The organism is Streptomyces iranensis, assembly GCF_017874715.1.
Lineage (GTDB): Bacteria > Actinomycetota > Actinomycetes > Streptomycetales > Streptomycetaceae > Streptomyces > Streptomyces iranensis.
Genome location: NZ_JAGGLR010000011.1, coordinates 84,840 through 103,569 on the forward strand (window position 1 = coordinate 84,840; position 18,730 = coordinate 103,569).

The window sequence follows — 18,730 nt, forward strand, 5'->3', positions numbered from 1 at the left end:
TGGGGTCAGCGGAAGGGCGGGCCAGACCCGGGTGGGGACGTGCCACCGGCCGACGGATGTCCGTGCGCGGCCTGGAGGATCTTGGCGGCGCCGCGGAGCGCCGCGGTGTGCGGCGCGGGAACCGCCCGCAGAGGCGCGTGCCTGCCGCCGATGAGCCGGCGAGTCAGGTCGGGGCGCAGGGCGCCGCCTCCCGCCAGGAGGGCTCCCCGGGTCAGGGCCTCGGCGGTGAGGGACGTGCGGTCCTGCCGGAGCATTGAGGTGATCATGGTGGTGATGGCTTCGCTGATCTCCGCCGTCGCGCCGGCACCGGCGAGGTCGGCGGTGCCCAGGGCGGTGCGGCGGGCGTCGTGGACGAGGCCGTCGAGGAGGAGGACCACTTCGGTGAGGTGGGCGCCGATGTCCACCACGAGCAGCGGCAGGGAGAGGTCGGCGTCCGCGGCCAGGGCGATGGCGCGTGCGGTGGGGACGGTCAGGACCGCGCGCGGGCGCAGCACCTCCACCGCGGTGCGGGCCCGTTCCCGGTAGGCGGGGCCGTCCAGCACGGGCGCGGTGACCATCACCAGCGGGCGGGTGAGGCGGGGCAGGCGATGGCTGAGCAGCCGGTCGAGCATCCGGGCCGTTCCCGGGACGTCGACGATGGCGCCGCGCTGGATCGGGTACACCGCCCCGGCACCGGGGAAGGTGATGGTGGGTACGTCGAGGATCAGACCGCGGCCGGCGATCCAGGCGCGGGTGCGGGCGCTGCCCAGGTCGAGGGCGAGCCCGCAGCAGTGTCGGCACGCCGGCCAGGGCCGGTGCCGGTGTCCGGCGGGGGAGCCGGACCGGAAGCGGCGGAGGACGGTCATCGTCCGGCCTCCCGCACCTGCTGGCACCGTGCGCAGTAGCGGGCCTGCGGAACGATCATCAGTCGGTCGCGTTCGACGGGGCGACGGCACAGGTGGCACGTGCCGTAGCGGCCCTCTGCGATGCGTCGCAGCGCCGCCTCCACGTCGGCGAGGACCATGCGCGCGGAGGCGGCGACTTTGACGTGCACTTCGGCCTGTGCCGCGGAGCGGCGCCGGAGCAGGTCCTCGGCGCGGGGCGGCGCGGCGATCTGCCGCAGCTGTTCCTGGCGGAACAGGCGCTGTTCGTGCAGGCTCTCCCGCAGCGCGGCAAGGTCCTCTGGCGACAGGTGCGTGGCAGGGTTGCCGATGGTCTGGTGGTTCACCACTTCACCCCTTTGAGCAGGGCGGAGACGAAGACGGGTCGGATGGGTCGGGTCAGGCGGTGGCGCGGCCCTGGCAGGCGACGCAGTACCGGGTGTAGGGGAGGATCTCCAGGCGTTCGGCGGGGACGGGCTTGGCGCAGCCCTGGCAGGTGCCGTAGACGCCGTCGTCGACACGGGCGAACGCCTCGTCGATCTCGGTGAGCACCCGCTGGATCGCCTCCGTCTGCGCGGACACCAGATGGGCGTCCGTGCTCTGCACGCCCTCGTCGAGGGCGCGCAGCTGAGCCAGACGGCTGTTGCGGGCGTGTTCCAGGCGCTGGCGGGCCTCATGAGAGGTCGGTCGCCCGGGGCGGGGACCGGTCTGGGCGGTGTCGAGCGGCACGGTGAGGTCCTTTCTCGAAAAGCGCGCTACGCGCAGCAGCGGCCGCCCGGTCGCGCCGGCCGCGGTCTCCACGACCGCGAGCACTGGCCGTACCGGACGGCTCGATCTTCTTCGACTCTGCTCGACTCGGCGTCGGAAGCCCATCGGGCGCGGACCCCATTTGCCCGGGACAGCGGTGACCACACGGCGATGGCGGGGAACGGCGCATGGGTATCCGATGACCTCGGATATGGGGAACGGACCCCATCGACCGCGCGCGGTGCGGGAGGCAGGCTGTGTCAGGCTCGGTCGTGATCAGCCGTTGCGGCTCCGCCCGGGGGCGATGAGCGACAGTAGAGCTGATCACACGCGGAGCGCGGAAGGAGGAGTTTCCCCGGTGTCGCTGTTCTGGCGGATCTTCGGGCTCAACGCCCTGGTGCTGGGCACCGCCACGGCGCTGCTGCTGTGGGCGCCGGTGACCGTCTCCGTGCCGGTGCTGCTGACCGAGGCGATCATCCTGGTCGGCGGTCTCGCCGTCATGCTGGTCGCCAACGGCACCCTGCTGCGCTGGGGCCTGGCCCCGCTGGACCGGCTGACCAGGCTGATGACCACCGTCGACCTGCTGCGCCCGGGGCAGCGGCTGCCCGTGCCCGGCGGCGGCAGCGAGGTGTCCGAGCTGATCCGCACCTTCAACGCCATGCTCGACCGGCTGGAGCACGAACGGGCCACGTCCAGCGCTCGGGCGCTGCTGGCCCAGGAGGCGGAGCGGCGCCGCATCGCACAGGAACTGCATGACGAGGTCGGGCAGAGCATGACCGCGATCCTGCTGGTGCTCAAGCGCGCCGCGGACGACGCCCCCGAGCCGCTGCGCGAAGACCTCCAGCAGGCCCAGGAGATCACCCGGGAGAGCCTGGACGAGGTCCGCCGTCTGGTGCGCCGTCTGCGGCCCGGCGTCCTGGACGACCTGGGCCTGGTCAGCGCACTGACCTCGCTCACACAGGACTTCGCCACCCACACCGGGCTGCGTGTCGTGCGCCGCCTCGACGCCGACCTGCCCACCCTCGGCCAGGAGAGCGAGCTCGTGCTGTACCGGGTGGCTCAGGAGAGCCTGACCAACGCGGCCCGCCATGCGGACGCGCGGCAGGTCGAGGTGAGCCTGCACCGCGTCGGCGAGGCGGTGGTGCTGGAGATCGCCGACGACGGCCGCGGTATCGAGGCCGCCTGCGAAGGCGCCGGGATCCGCGGCATGCGCGAACGGGCCCTGCTCGCCGGAGCCACCCTGGACATCACCTCGACGCCCGGCACCGGCACCCGGATCCGCCTCATCACACCCGCCCCCAGGAAGCAGCTCTGACCATGCCCGATCCGACCCCGCCCGGACCCAGCACGGCCTCGGCACCGTCTCCCACGACCGTGACGCCGATCCGCATCCTGCTCGCCGACGACCACGCCCTCGTACGCCGTGGCGTACGCCTGATCCTCGACAGGGAACCCGACCTGGAGGTCGTCGCCGAGGCCGGGGACGGCGCCGAGGCCATCGAGGCGGCCCGGAGCCAGGAGATCGACCTGGCCGTGCTCGACATCGCCATGCCGCGCCTGACCGGTCTCCAGGCCACCCGTGAGCTGGTGGCGCTCAAACCGGGCCTGCGCATCCTGATGCTGACGATGCACGACAACGAGCAATACCTGTTCCAGGCGCTCAAGGCCGGGGCCTGTGGCTATGTGCTGAAGTCGGTCGCCGACCGCGATCTGGTCGCCGCCTGCCGGGCCGCGGTGCGCAACGAGCCGTTCCTCTACCCCGGCGCGGTCACCGCCCTCATCCGCAACTACCTGGACCGCGTCCGCCACGGTGAGGAAGACCCCGACCAGCTCCTCACCCCCCGCGAGGAGGAGGTCCTCAAACTCGTCGCCGAAGGGCACTCCTCCAAGGAGATCGCCGAGATGCTGTTCATCAGCGTCAAGACCGTGCACCGCCACCGGGCCAACCTCCTGCACAAACTCGGTCTGCACGACCGGCTGGAGCTGACCCGCTACGCCATCCGCGCCGGTCTCATCGAACCGTGACGTCCGGCCCGCGTCGAGCGCCCAGCGGGAAAACGAGCACCCAGTAGGAAAGGGACGGTGCATGCGCCCAGCACCCCGCACCATCCCGACCGCCGGTCACCGGCTCGCGGGAACGCTCATCGCGCTCCTCGCCGTCCTGCTGGCGCTGGTTCCCGCCGATACCGCGCGCGCCGCTTCCGGCCCGGTGTCCCATCCGGCCTCGGTGTCCCATCCGGCCCCGGCGGCCACGGGCGCCGAGCGTCCGGACACCGGGCCCCGCGCGGATGACCCGTGTGCCGCCGGCTGCGCGGCCCAGGCCAGGGTCCGACACGACCACCTCGGTGAGTGCCCGTGCCCACCGGATCACCACGCCACCGACCTCCGCGATACGGACGCCGATCCGGCTGCCGGTACCCGTGGTTCAGCGCCTTCCGCGTGCGTACCCGTCTCTCCCGGCCGATCGGCCCACGACCGCGGCCGGGCCCCTCCGGCGCCCGCAGGTACCTGACGCCACCCATCACCCTTTCTCCCGTCGCGGCCGCGCGTGCCGCTGCCGCGACGTGCCTGCCGGAGGCTCGTGTTGAAACGCCGCAATAAGTCGAACAACCGAAACAAACGGAATCACCGGAACAAACATCAGAAATCCCTGCGTGTGCGTGCGCTACTCGCCCTCGCCGTGATCGCCGGATCGCTGGCCATAGCCCTCACCACGCCGGTCCGTCTCGGCCTCGACCTGCGCGGCGGCACCCAGATCTTGCTGGAAACCCGCTCCACCTCCACCGCCGACGCCGACGCCGCGGCCACCGCCCGCACCGTGGAGGTGCTGCGCGGCCGCATCGACGCGCTCGGCGTCGCCGAACCGACCCTCGTCCGCTCCGGCGATCACCGCATCCTCGTCGAGCTGCCCGGTGTTCATGACCCGAAGAAGGCCGCCGATGTGCTGGGCCGCACCGCGCAGCTCACCGTCCACGCGGTCCTCGGCCCGGCCGGGACCGCCGACGGCGCCACCTCCCCGCCGGCCGATCCGGCCAAGGAGCGCGTGCTGCCGGACGACTCCGGACAGCCCCTGCGACTGCGGGCCGCCGATCTGACCGGCCGGGACGTCGAGGGCGCCGACGCCCGCTTCGACCAGCAGGGCGGTGCCGGCTGGCATGTCACGGTCGACTTCTCCAAGACCGGCCAGGACCGATGGCGGCAGGTCACCGCGCGGGCCGCCTGCCACCCGGCCGGTGACCCGCAGCGCCGGGTCGCCATCGTCCTCGACAACAAGATCATCTCCGCGCCGCAGGTCGACCCCTCCGTACCGTGCGGGACCGGCATCCCGGGCGGCACCACCCAGATCACCGGCTCCTTCGACGACACCGAAGCCCGCGAACTGGGCCTGCTCATCTCCGGCGGCGCCCTGCCCGTACCGGTCGAGACCGTCGAACAGCGCACCATCGGCGCCACGCTCGGCGATGCGGCGATCGAGGCCGCGGTCTGGGCCGCCGCCATCGGCACCGCACTGACCGCACTGTTCATCATCGCCGTCTACCGGCTCCTGGGCCTGCTCGCGACCGCGGCCCTGGCCTGCTACGGCCTCATCTCCTACGCCGCCCTGGCCGCGCTCGGCGCCACATTGACCCTGCCGGGCCTCGCCGGGTTCGTCCTGGCGATCGGCATGGCCGTGGACGCCAACGTCCTGGTCTTCGAACGGGCCCGCGAAGAGTACGCGGCCCGCAGCCGCCCCAGCCCCCGCTCGGCACTGGCGGCCGGGTTCCGCGGTGCCCTCAGCGCGATCGCCGACTCCAACATCACGACGCTGATCGCCGCGGGCCTCATGTTCGCCTTCGCCTCCGGCCCGGTGCGCGGCTTCGGCATCACCCTCGCCATCGGCGTCCTCGCCTCCATGGTCAGCGCCCTGGTGATCAGCCGGGTGCTCGCCGAGTACGCGGCAAACCGCCCCGCGGTCTTCCGCCGGCCCCGCGTCACCGGCATCGCGAGCACCGGATGGGTCCGCGACCGGCTGCTGCGCCGCGACCCGTTCCTGATGCGCCGGCCCCGCCGCTGGCTGGCCGCCTCCGCCGCACTCGCCGGCATGGCCGCGTCGGGCATTCTCGTGCGCGGCCTGGACCTCGGCATCGAGTTCACCGGTGGCCGGCTGATCGAGTACGCCACCAGCACCCCCGTCGACCCCGACCGGGCCCGCACCGCCCTCACCGACGCCGGATTCCCCCGCGCGGTCGTGCAGTCCTCCGGCGACACCGGGCTCACGGTGCGCGCCGAGAACCTGACCAACGCCGACGAGGCCACCGTCACCGATACCGTCGGCGCCCTCGGCGGCGAGACGAGGAAGATCCGCGACGAGCTGATCGGCCCCAGCATGGGCGACGAACTGCGCCGCAACGCCCTCATCGCCCTCTCTCTCGCGCTGGGCGCCCAACTGCTGTATCTCGCGGTCCGCTTCCGCTGGTTCTTCGGGACGGCGGCCGTCGTCGCGCTCGCCCACGACGTGGCGATCCTCATCGGCGCCTTCGCCTGGCTGGGCAAGCCCATCGACGGAGTCTTCCTGGCCGCCCTGCTGACCGTCATCGGCTACTCGGTCAACGACTCCGTCGTCCTCTTCGACCGCGTCCGCGAACTGCTCGGCCGCGACCGCACCACACCGCTTCCCCGCCTGACCAACCGGGCGATCCTGCAGACTCTGCCCCGTACCGTCAACACCGGCATGGGCGCGGCGTTCATCCTCACCGCCCTCGCCGTCCTCGCCGACGACACCCTCGCCGACTTCGCCCTCGCCCTGCTGATCGGCCTGGCGGTCGGCACCTACTCCTCCGTCTTCACCGCCGCCTCACTCACCATCGAACTGCACCCGCACCGGAAGGGGGCGCGGCCGTCGCGGTTCGGCCGGCCCGCTCACGGCGTCACGAACGGGCCGTCAGACCGTCCAGGGTGAGGTCGAGCAGGCGCTCGGCCCGTTCCCGGTGTTCGGGCCCGGGTGAAGTGAGGGCGATGCCTTCGAGGGCGGCACCCATATCGGTGGGGCTGATGTCGGTGCGAATCGTCCCGGCGGCCGCGCACGCGTCCATCAGGACGGTGATGGCGGCCTGGATCATGTCCCGACTGTGGCCGTAGGGGTTGTTTCCCGCGGCGGCGATGGCACGCAGGGCTTCGGCCATGCCGAATTTCGCGGTGACGTAGTCCAGGAAGAGACGTGTCCAGGCGCGCAGGGCCTCGTAGGGCGGCTTCTCGTCGAGCAGATCGGGGACGGCGTCGCACAGCTGAGCCACCTCGTTGCGATAGACCGCCTCGATCAGCGCCTCACGGGTGGCGAAGTTGCGGTACAGCGTCGCGCTGCCGACGCCCGCCTCCTTGGCGATGCGCTCCAGGTGCGCGTCCAGCCCCTCCTCGGCGAACACGCGCACCGCGGCCGCGAGGATCTTGTCTCTGTTGCGCCGTGCGTCAGCTCGCAGCGGGCGTTGTGCACTGTCGGCCATCAGCGGTCGCCATTCCCTCTCCGGATCCCCTTCACCTTGCTAAACGGAGACGCGCCCACTTAGTCTGACGTAAGTGGTGGCGCCCCCACTTCCACTGTAGGTCATGGTCTGGCCTGCGTATATCCCCTTGGAAGGACATTGGTCATGTCAGGTGTCGAAGGCAAGGTCGTGGCGATCACAGGTGCCAGCAGCGGCATCGGAGCGGCGACGGCGACCTACCTCGCCGAGAGAGGCGCCCGGCTCGTGCTCGGGGCCCGGCGGGAAGACCGGTTGCACGCGGTGGTGGACCAGATCACGGCGCGGGGCGGCTCGGCCGTCGGGGCCGTCATCGACGTGACGCGCCGCGAGGACCTCAAGCGGCTGACGGACGTGGCGCTCGACCGGTTCGGCCGGCTCGATGTCCTGGTCTCCAACGCCGGCACGATGGCGGTGTCTCCGTTCGACGAACTCCGCCAGGACGACTGGGACGCGATGGTCGCGACGCACATCACCGGCCTGCTGAACGGTATCGGGGCGGCACTTCCCGTCTTCCGGCGGCAGCGCTCCGGCCAGTTCGTCAACATCGCCTCCACCGCGGCCTACGTCGTGAAATCCCCGCAGGCCGTCTACGCGGCCACCAAGACGGCGGTGAAGGTGCTGACCGAGGGACTGCGGCAGGAGTCGGGACCCCATCTGCGCGTCACCCTGATCTCACCCGGGTTCACCAACACCGAGGGCGTGGGCAAGGGGGCGAGTCCCGAGGCAGCGGAGGCGGCGGCCCGGCAGCGCGACGAGATCGCCATCCCACCCTCCGCCATCGCGTCCGCGATCGGTTACGCGATCGAGCAGCCCGTCGGCACCGACATCAGCGAGATCGTCGTCCGGCCCACCGTGCAAGCCTGACAACCGGGGGAGGCGACCACGTCTGCCCCGTCCCCCTGCCGGAGGCGGCGGTTCAGGCCGCCGGGGTGGCCGGCACCGTGGCCATCCCGGCCGCCTGGCGCAGGGCCTCGACCATGCTGCCCGCTTCCGCCGTGCCCGTTCCGGCGATGTCGAAGGCGGTGCCGTGGTCGACGGAGGTACGGATGACGGGCAGGCCCACGGTGAGGTTGACACCCGCCTCGATGCCCAGCACCTTGACCGGGCCGTGGCCCTGGTCGTGGTACATCGCCACGATCAGGTCGTAGTCGCCGCGTGACGCGAGGAAGAAGGCGGTGTCGGCGGGGAGCGGACCCCGGGCGTCGACGCCGTCGGCGCGCAGCTTCTCCAGGGCCGGAACGATCTTCTCGTCCTCCTCGCCGTAGCCGAACAGACCGTTCTCACCCGCGTGCGGGTTGATGCCGCAGACACCGATGACGGGGTTCGGGGTGCCGGCGCGGACCATCGCCTCGTGGCCGCGGCGCACGGTGCGCTCGACGAGGCCCGGCTCGACGCGGTGGACGGCGTCGATCAGGCCGATATGCGTGGTGACGTGGATGACCTTCACCGTCTCGGTGGAGAGCATCATCGAGACCTCCTCGGTCCCGGTCAGATGGGCGAGGAGTTCGGTGTGGCCGGGGTAGAGGTGGCCCGCGGTGTGCAGGGCCTCCTTGTTGAGCGGTGCGGTGCAGATGGCGTGCACCTCGCCCGCCACGGCGAGTTCGGCGGCGCGCCTGACGTACGCGTACGCGGCGTCCCCCGCGAACCGCGACAGCTTGCCCCAGGGCAGATCGGCGGGGAGCAACCCGAGGTCGACCACGTTGACGCGGCCGGGTGTGAACTCCGCGTCGCGCGGATGGTCGACGGCGGCGATCTCGCAATCCAGGCCGAGGACGCGGGCGGCCTCGCGCAGCCGCCGCGCGTCACCGATGACGACGGGGCGGCAGCGGGTCAGGACGGCGTCGTCGAGCAGGGCCGCGACGACGACCTCGGGGCCGATACCGGCACCGTCGCCCATGGTGACGGCGATGAGGGGGAGGGGGGTGGGCATGAGAACAGCTCCTAGGCGGGCGGCGGGCGGCGGGCGGCGGGAGGCGGGCGGCGGGAGGCGGGGGCGGGCGGTGAAGGTTCGGGCGGCTGCGGTGCGCGGCGGCGAGTACCCGGCACCGTCGATGGACAACACGGTCGGGCCCAGTGAGGATCATGGCATAAGCTGCGTGATCTGCGCGATACGTCTTGCGTGATTTACGCAACCGTGCGAGCGTTCCCATGGCGCCGACGGCCGTCACCCATGGACCGCGTCGCCGTTGTGGGCGCGGCGCGTACCGGCTTACCCAGCGGATCGCATCGCACAGCAGTCGGCCGCCGCGCGGTGCGTCGCCGGGAGCCAGCGCGGCGACCGGTCGGGGCCGCGGAGCCATCGGCGCCATGTGCGATGCGCACATCACGCATATGACCGCCTACGAGTACGACCGCACCACCCGTCTCACCTGCACCACCAGCGCCACGCACCACCAGCGCCACGCACCACCCGCACCACCCGCCTCGGAAGGAACCCGCCCGTGACCGTCGGCCTCGCACTCCCGCATGTGCCCGTCCCGTTGTCTCCTCTCGTCCTCGGGACGATGACCTTCGGCGACACCGCCGATCGCGCGACGGCCGCCGCGATGGTGGACGCCGCGCTCGACGCGGGCATCACCGGCGTGGACACCGCCAACGGCTACGCGGGCGGTGAGAGCGAGCGCATCCTCGCCGAACTGCTGCCGGGCCGCCGCGACCGGGTGGTCCTCGCCACCAAGGCCGGTATCCCGCACCCCGACCAGGGCGAGCACGCGCCGCTCTCCCCCGAGGGCCTGCGCGCCGCGCTCGACGGGAGCCTCAAGCGCCTGGGCACCGACCACGTCGATCTCTTCTACCTGCACCAGCCGGACCGGGGGACACCGCTCGGCGCGACCCTGGCGACCGTCGCCGAGTTCGTACGGGCGGGCAAGGTCCTCGCCCTCGGCGTCTCCAACTTCGCCGCCTGGCAGATCGCCGAGCTCAACCGCGTGGCCGACGAGGTCGGCGCCCCCCGGCCCGTCGTCGCCCAGCAGCTCCACAACCTCCTCGCGCGCCGCATCGAGGAGGAGTACGTCGAATTCGCCGCCAGTACCGGACTGCGCACGGTGGTCTACAACCCGCTCGGTGGCGGCCTGCTCACCGGCCGCCACCGCTTCGATCAGGTCCCGGACAGCGGACGCTTCGGCGACTCCAAGGTGGCCACGATGTACCGCGAGCGGTACTGGAACGAAGAGGTGTTCCAGGCCGTCACCGACCTCACCCGCATCGCCTCCGACGCGGGCCTGCCGCTGACCGACCTGGCCCTGCGCTGGCTGCTGTCCCGGCCCTCCACCGACGCGCTGCTGCTCGGCGGCTCCAAGGTCGAGCACCTGAGGGCCAACATCGCCGCCGCGTCCGCGGGCCCGCTGCCCGCGGACGTCCTGACCGCCTGCGACGAGGTCGGCGCCCGGCTGCGCGGTCCGATGCCCGCCTACAACCGCTGACCCCGCCGCCCACCTCTCGCCACGTCGCAAGGGAGACACACATGGCCACCGGCCGCACCTCCGCCCAGTTCATCACCGCACTCCGCGATCGTGAGCAGCTCATCGGCTACTGGTCCCTGCTCGATTCGCCGGTCGCCGCCGAGCGCCTCGCCCGCGTCGGCTACGACTACCTGGCCTTCGACGCCCAGCACGGTCTCTTCGGCTACCAGGGCATGCTGAACAACCTCCTCGCCACCGACACCAAGGGCAGCACCGCCGTCGGCATGGTGCGCGTCGAGGCCAATGACCTCACCTACATCGGCAAGGCGCTCGACGCGGGGGCGAGCGCCGTGATCGTCCCGATGATCGACAACGCCCAGGACGCCGCCGAGGCCGTGGCCGCAGTCCGCTACCCGCCGCTGGGCCGCCGCTCGTACGGCCCGATGCGCGCCCAGCTCCGCATCGGCCCGGACCCGGCCGACACGCACGATCAGACCGCCGTCCTCGCGATGATCGAGACGGCCGACGGCCTGGCCAACCTCGAGGAGATCTGCGCGACCCCCGGCCTGGACGGCGTCTACGTCGGCCCGTCCGATCTGCGCCTGGCCATCGGCGGCGCGACGTCCACCGACCCTGCCGTACAGGATGAGTTCGAGCAGGCCCTCGCCCGCGTCCGCGAGGCGGCCGAGGCGGTGGGCATCGCGGCCGGCATCCACAACGCCGACGGCGAGAGCGCCGCCCGTCGCCTCGCCGAAGGCTTCACGTTCGCGACGGTGGCGGCCGATGTCGTGCATCTCCAGCAGATCGCGACGTCCCACCTCCGGGCGGCACGCGGCGAGGCCCGCTGATGCCGACCACGCTCATCACGACGCCCACCTTCGCCCGGCATTCGGCGCGCCCCTGGCAGATCCTGGAGGAGGCCGGAGCGGGCCCCCTGCGCCCCCGCGAGGACGCGGCTCTGCCCACCGCCGAACTCCTGTCGTACGCGGCCCAGGCGGATGCGCTGATCGTCGGCATGGACCCGATCACCGCCGAGGTGATGGACGCCGCACCCCGCCTCAGGGTGATCGCCAAGCACGGGGTCGGCGTCGACACCATCGACATGGCCGCCGCCCACGCGCGCGCGATCCCGGTGGTGTGCGCGCCGGGCAGCAACTCCCGAGCGGTGGCGGAGTACACCTTCGGTCTGCTGCTGTCCGCGACCCGCTCCCTGACCGCCTCGCACACCGCGGTGGCGGCGGGCGGCTGGCCGAAGCTGTTCGGCCCCGAACTGCACGGCAGGACGCTGGGCATCGTCGGCTTCGGCCGCATCGGCCGCCTGCTGGCCGGCTACGCCCGCGCCTTCGGGATGGACCTGCTCGCCCACGACCCGTACGTCCCCGAGGCCGACATCCGCGCGCACGGCGCCGAACCGGCCGCGCTCGACGCCCTGCTGGCGCGCGCCGACGCCGTCAGCCTGCACACTCCGCCCGACCCGTCCGGCACCCCGCTGCTCGACCGCTCCCGCCTGGCGGCGATGAAGCCGGGCGCGATCCTGGTCAACGCCGCGCGCGGCGGCCTCATCGACGAAGACGCGCTCGCCGACCTGCTCGGCTCCGGGCACCTCGGAGCCGCGGCCCTCGACGCGTTCAGCACCGAGCCGCTGCCCGCCGGCCATCCGCTGCGCGAGGCCCCGCGCACCGTCCTCACCTCGCACATGGCCGCCTGCACGCCCGAGGCCAACCAGGCCATGGGCGCGATGGTGGCCGAGGACGTCGTCCGCGTACTGGCGGGTGAGGAGCCGCACCACCCGGCGCGCTGAGACGCGGTGGCACACGGCGCCACGACACGCCCCCACACGACCCCTGTCCCCATTCCGGACACCGGCGACGGCGCCGGAAGATCCCCTAAGGACCCGCTATGTCCACCACGACCGACGGCGCCACGGCGGCGCCGCCACCCGCGCAGGCCGACCCGTACGCGCTGCGCGCCGAAGACGCCCGCCCGGCCCCCGAGACCTTCCGCGGCCGACTGCGCCACCTCGGCCCCGGGCTCGTGCTGTCCGCCGCCGTCGTCGGCTCCGGTGAGCTGATCACCACCACCTCGCTCGGTGCGAAGGCCGGGTTCGCCCTGCTGTGGCTGGTGATCGTCTCGACCGCGGTCAAGGTGTGGGTGCAGATGGAGCTGGCCCGCTGGACCATCCTCAACGGGCGGCCCGCGCTCGACGGGTTCCGCGACGTCGGCCCCCGGATCGGCCGGCTGAGCTGGATCAACTGGCTCTGGATCGGCATGGACTTCGCCAAGATGTTCCAGCGCGGCGGCATCATCGGAGGCACCGCCGCCGCCTGCTCGATCCTGCTGCCGATCCACGGGGGCTCGCTGAGCACATCGTCGCTGACGATCTGGGCCCTCATCGTGACCGGCGCCGCCATCCTCATCCTGCAGACGGGCAAGTACCCCGTCGTCGAGCGGGTCGAGATCGTCGGCATCACCCTCAAGACGATCATCACCTTCGGTCTGGCCCTCGCCCTGCCGTTCACCGCCTTCGGATACGGCCCCGAGCAGTTCGCCGACGGGCTGAGCTTCCAGATCCCCGCGGGCACGGTCGGCATCGCGCTCGCCATGTTCGGGATCACCGGTGTCGGCGCCGACGAGATGACGACGTACACCTACTGGTGCCTGGAGAAGGGCTACGCCCGCTGGACCGGCCCCGACGACGGCAGCGAGCAGCGCGCCCGGCGGGCCGAGGGCTGGCTCAAGGTCATGCGGCTCGACGTGGGCGTCTCCTGGGTCGTGTGCACCATCTGCACCCTGTCCTTCTACGTGATCGGCGCCTCGGTGCTCCATCCGCAGGGCCTGGTGCCCGAGGGCAACGACATGATCACCACGCTGTCGCACATCTACACCGACACGCTCGGCCCATGGGCGGAGTACCTGTTCCTGGGCGGCGCGATCGCCGTCCTCTTCTCGGTCACCGTGGCCTCGTCGGCCAGCGTTCCCCGCCTGTGGACCAACACCCTCGGGCTGCTCGGAGTGGTCGACTGGCACGACATGCGCGTCCGCACGCGCACCATCCGCATCCTCACCTGCTGTCTGCCCCCGGTGTGGATGTGCATCTTCCTGTGGGTCCAGTCCCCGGTCCTGATGGTGCAGATCGGCGGCATCGGCGGTGGCATCTTCCTGCTCGCGGTCGTCGTCGCGGTCTGGCGCCTGCGCTACACCGGGGTTCCGCCCCGCTTCCGCGCCAACCCGTGGCTGACCGCCGCCCTCGTCCTGAGCAGTGTGGCGATCGCCTTCCTCGGGGTGTACGGAGTGCTCGACACGCTCGAGCTCACGCCCGGGAGCTGAACCGGCGGCGAGATGTGCTCGGGGCGTTGGTGGTGAACTGCCGCTTTCCCACGCCGAGGCGAAAGGGCCATCGGCGCCACGGTACGCTTCGGACCATGTCAGCATTCCGGCTCTCGACGACGTCGTACGTGGTTCTCGGGATGGTCGCCATGCGTGGCCCGTCCACCCCCTACGACCTCAAGCGCGCGATCGGCCGGTCTGTGGGCTACTTCTGGAACTTCCCGCACGCTCAGCTGTACGCGGAGCCCAAAAGGCTTCAGGGGGCCGGGTTTCTGGACGTGCACGAGGAGGACACCGGGCGGCGGCGCAAGATCTACACGATCACCGAGGCGGGCGACGCCGCGCTGCGGGACTGGCTGGCCGAGCCGGTCAAGGAGCACTTCGAACTACGCGACATCGCGGAGATCAAGCTCTTCTTCAACGAGTTGGCGGAGCCGGACGACGTGGCGCGCCTCGCCCGGGACCAGATCGAGCAGCACGAGCGGCGCATCGCGGAGTACGAGGAGATGCAGCGCCGTTACGGCGGGATCGAAGGGGTCTCCAGCCGTATGGTCACCCTCGAGCTCGGCCTGGGCATGGAATACGCCGCGCGCGAGTTCTGGCGCGGTGTCCAGGAACGCGTCGAGCGCGGTGAGTTCTCGTCCATGAAGAGGCGGCCGACGGCCCGGTAGGACCGGCGCACAATAACACGCCGCCATGCCCGCAGGGCATGGCGGCTTTCGTCTTACAGGCATGCCCAGAAGCGTGGTCGTCGTCTCCAGACTCCAGACCGTTGACACCTTCCTCAGGTCGGCGTAGCTTCCAACCCCAACGATAGTCCGAATCATACGGTGCGACTCGCACTGTGCGATGGGGAAGCTTCCGCCGAGCGCCGGCAGGCGCATGTGGAATGGAGAGGACCGCGATGGATCTGAGCACGGTTCTGCGCTGGACAGCCGAGCGCCATCCGCGTCGCCGGGCTGTCGGTGGCAGGACCCCGATGACGTACGGACAGTGGGACGGCCACACCAATCAGCTGGCACGGGCGATGGCCGAGCTCGGTGTCCGTCCGCGGGAACGGGTGGTGCTCCTGAGTACCGGAGGCGAACCGCTGGCCAGCCTCCATCTCGCGGCGCAGAAGCTGGGAGCCGTCTCCGTACCCCTGTCCTTCCGCCTCGGCCCCTCGGAACTCGCCTACTGCATATCCGACGCGGAGCCGGCGCTGGTGATCGCCGACGACTCCACCTCGGCTCTCGCGCAGGAGGCGCTCGCCTCCGTCGAGGCGGTTCCGTGGATCCGCTCGGGAGACCCGGCCGAGGCGACCATCGAGCGCCTGGCGCGTGACCAGCCGGACGGACCGCTCGACGTCCGGGTGTCCGAGCGGGACATCAGCGTCATGCTGTACACCTCGGGGACCACGGGCCGGCCCAAGGGTGTGCCGCGCACGCACAGCGCCGAGTTCCACGCCTCGGTCGCCCACCTGCTGCAGAGCGGACAGTCACTTTTCGACACGACGCTCGGCGTGATGCCGCTGTTCCACACCATGGGACTGCGCACGCTCATCGCCACCGTCGTCGCCGCGGGCACCTGGGTTCCCCAGACGAAGTTCGACGCCGAGGAGATGCTCGACCTCATCGCCCAGGAGGAGATCAGTTCGCTCTACCTGGTGCCCACCGTCTACTGGTCGCTGCTGCGCACCGGCCGTCTGGGGGAGGCCACATCCGTGCGCAAGCTGGCCTACGCGGGCGCTTCGATGACTCCGACGCTGGTGAAGCGGTTGGTGGACACGCTGCGGCCGGAGTCCTTCGTCAACCACTTCGGATCCACCGAGATCTACACCTTCACCGTCGGGACCGACGTCATCGCGAAGCCGGGATGCGCGGGCCGGGCGGGGGTCTTCTCCCGGGTCCGCCTGGTGGAGCCGTTCCCGGACGCCCCGCCCGATGCCGAGGTGGCGCCGGGCGAGCAGGGACAGATCGCCGTCTCCATGGGCAACCCGGATGCCTTCGCCGGATACTGGCACCGGCCCGACGCGAACACCAAGTCGATCCGCGGCGGCTGGTACTTCCCCGGTGACCTCGCCGTCGCCGACGAGGACGGCGACCTGTGGGTCACCGGACGCGTCGACGACATGATCAACTCCGGGGGCGAGAACATCTATCCGGACGAGATCGAGGACAAGCTGATCGGCTGTCCGGTGATCAGCGAGGTCGTCGTCGTCGGGCTCCCCGACGACCGCTGGGGGCAGGCCGCCACCGCCTTCTTCGTCCCCGAGAGCGGGACGACCCCCGACCACGCGCTGACCGAGCTCCGCTCCTATGTGCGCGAAGGCTCCGGGCTGCCGTCCCTCAAACGCCCCAAGCGGCTCATCGCCGTCGAGGAAATCCCGAAGTCGGGGGCCGGCAAGATCCTCCGCCGTCGGCTGAGCTCCGGCGACTACCGCTCGCTGGCCGACAGCGACACCGCGACAGACAGGTGAACCACGTGACCGCGACCACGGAACGGCCGGGGCGGCCGACCGCACGGATCGAGGACCCCGCACTGCTCACCGGCCGGGGCCGCTTCCTCGACGACCTCGACCCGCTGCCGGGCACCCTGACCGCCGCGGTCGTCCGGAGCCCGCACCCGCACGCCCGCATCCGCGGCGTACGTCTCGAACGGGCGCGGCGGCACCCCGGTGTCGCCGCCGTGATCGGTCCCGATGAGGTCGCCGAGACACTGCGGCCGTTCCCGCTCTCCCTCAAGACGCCCATGCCGTACTACCCGACGGGCACCGACAAGGTCCGGTTCGTCGGTGAACCGGTCGCCGTGGTGGTGGCGGCGGACCGCTACCTCGCGGAGGACGCCGCCGAACTCGTCGAGATCGACTACGAGCCGCTGCCCCCGGTGGTCGACGTCGAGAAGGCCCTCCTGCCCGACGCCCCGCGGCTGCACGAGGGCGCCGATGGCAATGTGGCGACCGATCGGGACTTTGAATTCGGCGATGTGGACGGCCACTTCGCCACCGCCGACCACGTGGTGAAGGGCAAGTACACCTTCCCGCGGTACTCGTCCACCCCGATGGAGTGCTACGCGGTCGTCGCCCACTGGCAGGACGAGGCCGATGGACCGGCCGTTCAGGCGTGGGCGAACTTCCACGGCCCGTTCTCCATGGTCCCGGTGCTGGCCGGGGCGCTGGGCGTACCCGCCTCACGCGTCCGGCTGATGATCCCGTCCGACAACGGCGGCAGCTTCGGCATCAAGGCCGGCATCTACCCCTATGTGGCCCTGATGGCGCTGGCCAGCAAGTACGCCGGCCGCCCGGTGCGCTGGACCGAGGACCGCATCGAGCACATGCTCGCGAGCTCCGCCGGATCCGACCGCGTGATGTGGTTCGAAGCGGCGGTCTCCGCCGACGGCGAGGTGCGGGCACTCCGCGCGGATCTGGTGGACAACGTCGGCGCGTATCTCCGCCCGCCGGAGCCCAGCACGCTGTACCGCTGCTTCGGCAACATCACCGGCGCGTACACGATCGACGCCGTGCGGATCCGCTCCCGCGCGGTCGTGACCAACAAGACACCCACCGGACTCAACCGTGGATTCGGCGGCCAGCAGCTGTACTTCGGCCTGGAGCGGCTGATGGACAAGATCGCCGAGGTCTGCGACCTGGACCCGGTCGAGCTGCGGCAGCGCAACCTGGTGGGCAGTGAGGACTTCCCGTACGCCACTCCGACCGGCGGCGTCTACGACTCGGGCGACTACCAGCGCGCGCTGGAGATGCTGCTGAAAAACGCCGACTACCAGGCACTCCGCGAGGAGCAGCGCGCGGCGCGGGAGCGCGGTGAGTACTACGGCATCGGCGTCGCCACCATCGTCGACCCGTCGGCGACCAACATCGGCTATGTCAGCCTGGCCACCCCGGCCGAACAGCGCACGGCGGGGCGCGGCAAGTCCGGCTCCACCGAGCACGTACGCGTCAGCGTCGACCTCAACGGCATCGTGTCCGTCCTGCTGGGCACCGTGCCACAGGGGCAGGGCCACGCCACGGTCGCCCAGGCCGTGGTCGCCGAACAGCTCGGGCTGCCGCTGGACCAGGTCCGTCCGGTGGTCGAGATGGACACCGCCACCACCCCCTGGACGGTGACCTCCGGCAGCTACTCGTCGCGGTTCGCCCCCCTGCTGACCAGCGCGCTGGTCGAGGCCGGCGAGAAGCTGGCCGAGACCGTCAAGGTCGCCGGTGCCACCTTGCTGGACGTCCCGCCGGACGAGGTGGAACTCGCCGACGGCCAAGTCCGGCTCCGGGACGAGCCCGAACGGTCGGTGCTGTTCCGGCACGCGGCCGGGCTGGTCCACTGGGACCCCGGAGCGCTGCCCGAGGGCACCACCGCGCGGCTGTACGAGGAGGCCGCCTTCACACCCCCTCAGTCGAAGGCCGCCGGCCGGAACGACCAGATCAACTCGAGCCTGTGCTACGGATTCGTCGCCGAGCTCGCCACCGTGACGATCGACGCCGAGACCCGGCAGCTCCGGCTCGAGAAGGTGGTGACCGTGCACGACCCGGGAACCATCCTCAACCCCACGCTTCTCGAAGGCCAGATCCACGGCGCGCTCGCACACGCCATAGGCGGTGCGATGTTCGAGGAGATGCGTTACACCGACGCCGGACAACCGACGGCCACGTTCATGGACTATCTGTGTCCCACGACGGCCGAGACACGGTACGCGCTCAACAGCGACCACCTCGAGACCCCCTCACCCCTCACCCGCCTCGGCGCGAAGGGCTGCGGTGAGGGCAGCAGCATGAGCCTTCCCGTCGCGATCGCCAACGCGGTCGCCGACGCGCTCGCTCCGGCGGGCGTGGACATCACCACCCTTCCTCTGCACGGCAATGTGCTCAACGAGCTGCTCAATGACACTGACAATGAAAGGGACCTGTGAC

17 protein-coding genes are annotated in these 18,730 nt (G+C 71.4%); 12 read left to right on the forward strand and 5 right to left on the reverse strand.

Annotated features, from left to right (window positions below; translation table 11 throughout):
- Window positions 1-5: 5 nt before the first annotated feature.
- The 3 genes from J2Z30_RS21015 to J2Z30_RS21025 are packed head-to-tail and all read right to left on the reverse strand — an operon-like array spanning window position 6 to window position 1,589.
- Complete coding sequence (locus J2Z30_RS21015; protein WP_044566918.1) at window positions 6-845, reverse strand: rod shape-determining protein; 840 nt, start codon at window positions 843-845, stop codon at window positions 6-8.
- A complete protein-coding gene (locus tag J2Z30_RS21020; RefSeq protein ID WP_044566916.1) occupies window positions 842-1,210 on the reverse strand; it encodes a TraR/DksA family transcriptional regulator in 369 nt (122 codons plus the stop codon). Before J2Z30_RS21020 ends, J2Z30_RS21015 begins: the two co-directional genes overlap by 4 nt.
- A gap of 49 nt (window positions 1,211-1,259) precedes the next feature.
- Window positions 1,260-1,589, reverse strand: coding sequence for a TraR/DksA family transcriptional regulator (locus tag J2Z30_RS21025; protein ID WP_044580715.1), 330 nt, complete (start codon window positions 1,587-1,589; stop codon window positions 1,260-1,262).
- Window positions 1,590-1,965: 376 nt separating this feature from the next.
- On the opposite strand from J2Z30_RS21025, the gene J2Z30_RS21030 reads away from it, so the two are divergent.
- From J2Z30_RS21030 to secD, 3 genes are all read left to right on the forward strand, one after another.
- Entirely contained in the window at window positions 1,966-2,922 is a 957-nt protein-coding gene (locus J2Z30_RS21030) for a HAMP domain-containing sensor histidine kinase (protein WP_044566915.1), read from the forward strand.
- A gap of 2 nt (window positions 2,923-2,924) precedes the next feature.
- Window positions 2,925-3,632: a response regulator gene (locus J2Z30_RS21035; protein ID WP_044566913.1), complete on the forward strand. Its 708-nt coding sequence runs from the start codon at window positions 2,925-2,927 to the stop codon at window positions 3,630-3,632.
- Between the two features lie 631 nt (window positions 3,633-4,263).
- Window positions 4,264-6,546, forward strand: coding sequence for a protein translocase subunit SecD (gene secD, locus J2Z30_RS21040; RefSeq protein WP_078956401.1), 2,283 nt, complete (start codon window positions 4,264-4,266; stop codon window positions 6,544-6,546).
- Here the strand turns inward: secD and J2Z30_RS21045 are convergent.
- On the reverse strand, window positions 6,515-7,087 hold the full coding sequence (locus J2Z30_RS21045; RefSeq protein ID WP_044566909.1) for a TetR/AcrR family transcriptional regulator: 573 nt from the start codon (window positions 7,085-7,087) through the stop codon (window positions 6,515-6,517). The two genes, secD and J2Z30_RS21045, sit on opposite strands and share 32 nt — an antisense overlap.
- A 144-nt stretch (window positions 7,088-7,231) precedes the next feature.
- Here J2Z30_RS21045 and J2Z30_RS21050 point away from each other — a divergent pair, with 144 nt between their 5' ends.
- The gene (locus J2Z30_RS21050) at window positions 7,232-7,969 is read left to right on the forward strand and encodes an SDR family oxidoreductase (RefSeq protein WP_044566907.1); all 738 of its coding nucleotides are present in this window, start codon (window positions 7,232-7,234) and stop codon (window positions 7,967-7,969) included.
- A 52-nt stretch (window positions 7,970-8,021) separates the two neighbouring features.
- On the opposite strand, the gene pdxA is transcribed toward J2Z30_RS21050, so the two are convergent.
- Window positions 8,022-9,035: a 4-hydroxythreonine-4-phosphate dehydrogenase PdxA gene (gene pdxA, locus J2Z30_RS21055; protein ID WP_044566906.1), complete on the reverse strand. Its 1,014-nt coding sequence runs from the start codon at window positions 9,033-9,035 to the stop codon at window positions 8,022-8,024.
- 377 nt (window positions 9,036-9,412) lie between these two features.
- On the opposite strand from pdxA, the gene J2Z30_RS21060 reads away from it, so the two are divergent.
- The 8 genes from J2Z30_RS21060 (at window position 9,413) to J2Z30_RS21095 (ending at window position 18,729) form a co-directional block, all read left to right on the forward strand.
- Complete coding sequence (locus J2Z30_RS21060; RefSeq protein WP_209468772.1) at window positions 9,413-9,550, forward strand: hypothetical protein; 138 nt, start codon at window positions 9,413-9,415, stop codon at window positions 9,548-9,550.
- Window positions 9,547-10,527, forward strand: a complete 981-nt coding sequence (locus J2Z30_RS21065) for an aldo/keto reductase (RefSeq protein WP_209468773.1) — start codon at window positions 9,547-9,549, stop codon at window positions 10,525-10,527. Before J2Z30_RS21060 ends, J2Z30_RS21065 begins: the two co-directional genes overlap by 4 nt.
- A 41-nt stretch (window positions 10,528-10,568) precedes the next feature.
- On the forward strand, window positions 10,569-11,354 hold the full coding sequence (locus J2Z30_RS21070) for an HpcH/HpaI aldolase family protein (protein WP_044566905.1): 786 nt from the start codon (window positions 10,569-10,571) through the stop codon (window positions 11,352-11,354).
- Window positions 11,354-12,307 (forward strand): phosphoglycerate dehydrogenase, encoded by a 954-nt coding sequence (locus tag J2Z30_RS21075; protein ID WP_044566904.1) that lies wholly within the window; start codon window positions 11,354-11,356, stop codon window positions 12,305-12,307. Before J2Z30_RS21070 ends, J2Z30_RS21075 begins: the two co-directional genes overlap by 1 nt.
- Before the next feature lie 98 nt (window positions 12,308-12,405).
- Complete coding sequence (locus tag J2Z30_RS21080) at window positions 12,406-13,833, forward strand: Nramp family divalent metal transporter (RefSeq protein WP_044566903.1); 1,428 nt, start codon at window positions 12,406-12,408, stop codon at window positions 13,831-13,833.
- A 95-nt stretch (window positions 13,834-13,928) separates the two neighbouring features.
- On the forward strand, window positions 13,929-14,504 hold the full coding sequence (locus tag J2Z30_RS21085) for a PadR family transcriptional regulator (protein ID WP_044566902.1): 576 nt from the start codon (window positions 13,929-13,931) through the stop codon (window positions 14,502-14,504).
- 233 nt (window positions 14,505-14,737) lie between these two features.
- Window positions 14,738-16,291, forward strand: a complete 1,554-nt coding sequence (locus tag J2Z30_RS21090) for a class I adenylate-forming enzyme family protein (RefSeq protein ID WP_044566901.1) — start codon at window positions 14,738-14,740, stop codon at window positions 16,289-16,291.
- A gap of 5 nt (window positions 16,292-16,296) precedes the next feature.
- Entirely contained in the window at window positions 16,297-18,729 is a 2,433-nt protein-coding gene (locus J2Z30_RS21095) for a xanthine dehydrogenase family protein molybdopterin-binding subunit (RefSeq protein WP_044566900.1), read from the forward strand.
- Window position 18,730 lies beyond the last annotated feature (1 nt).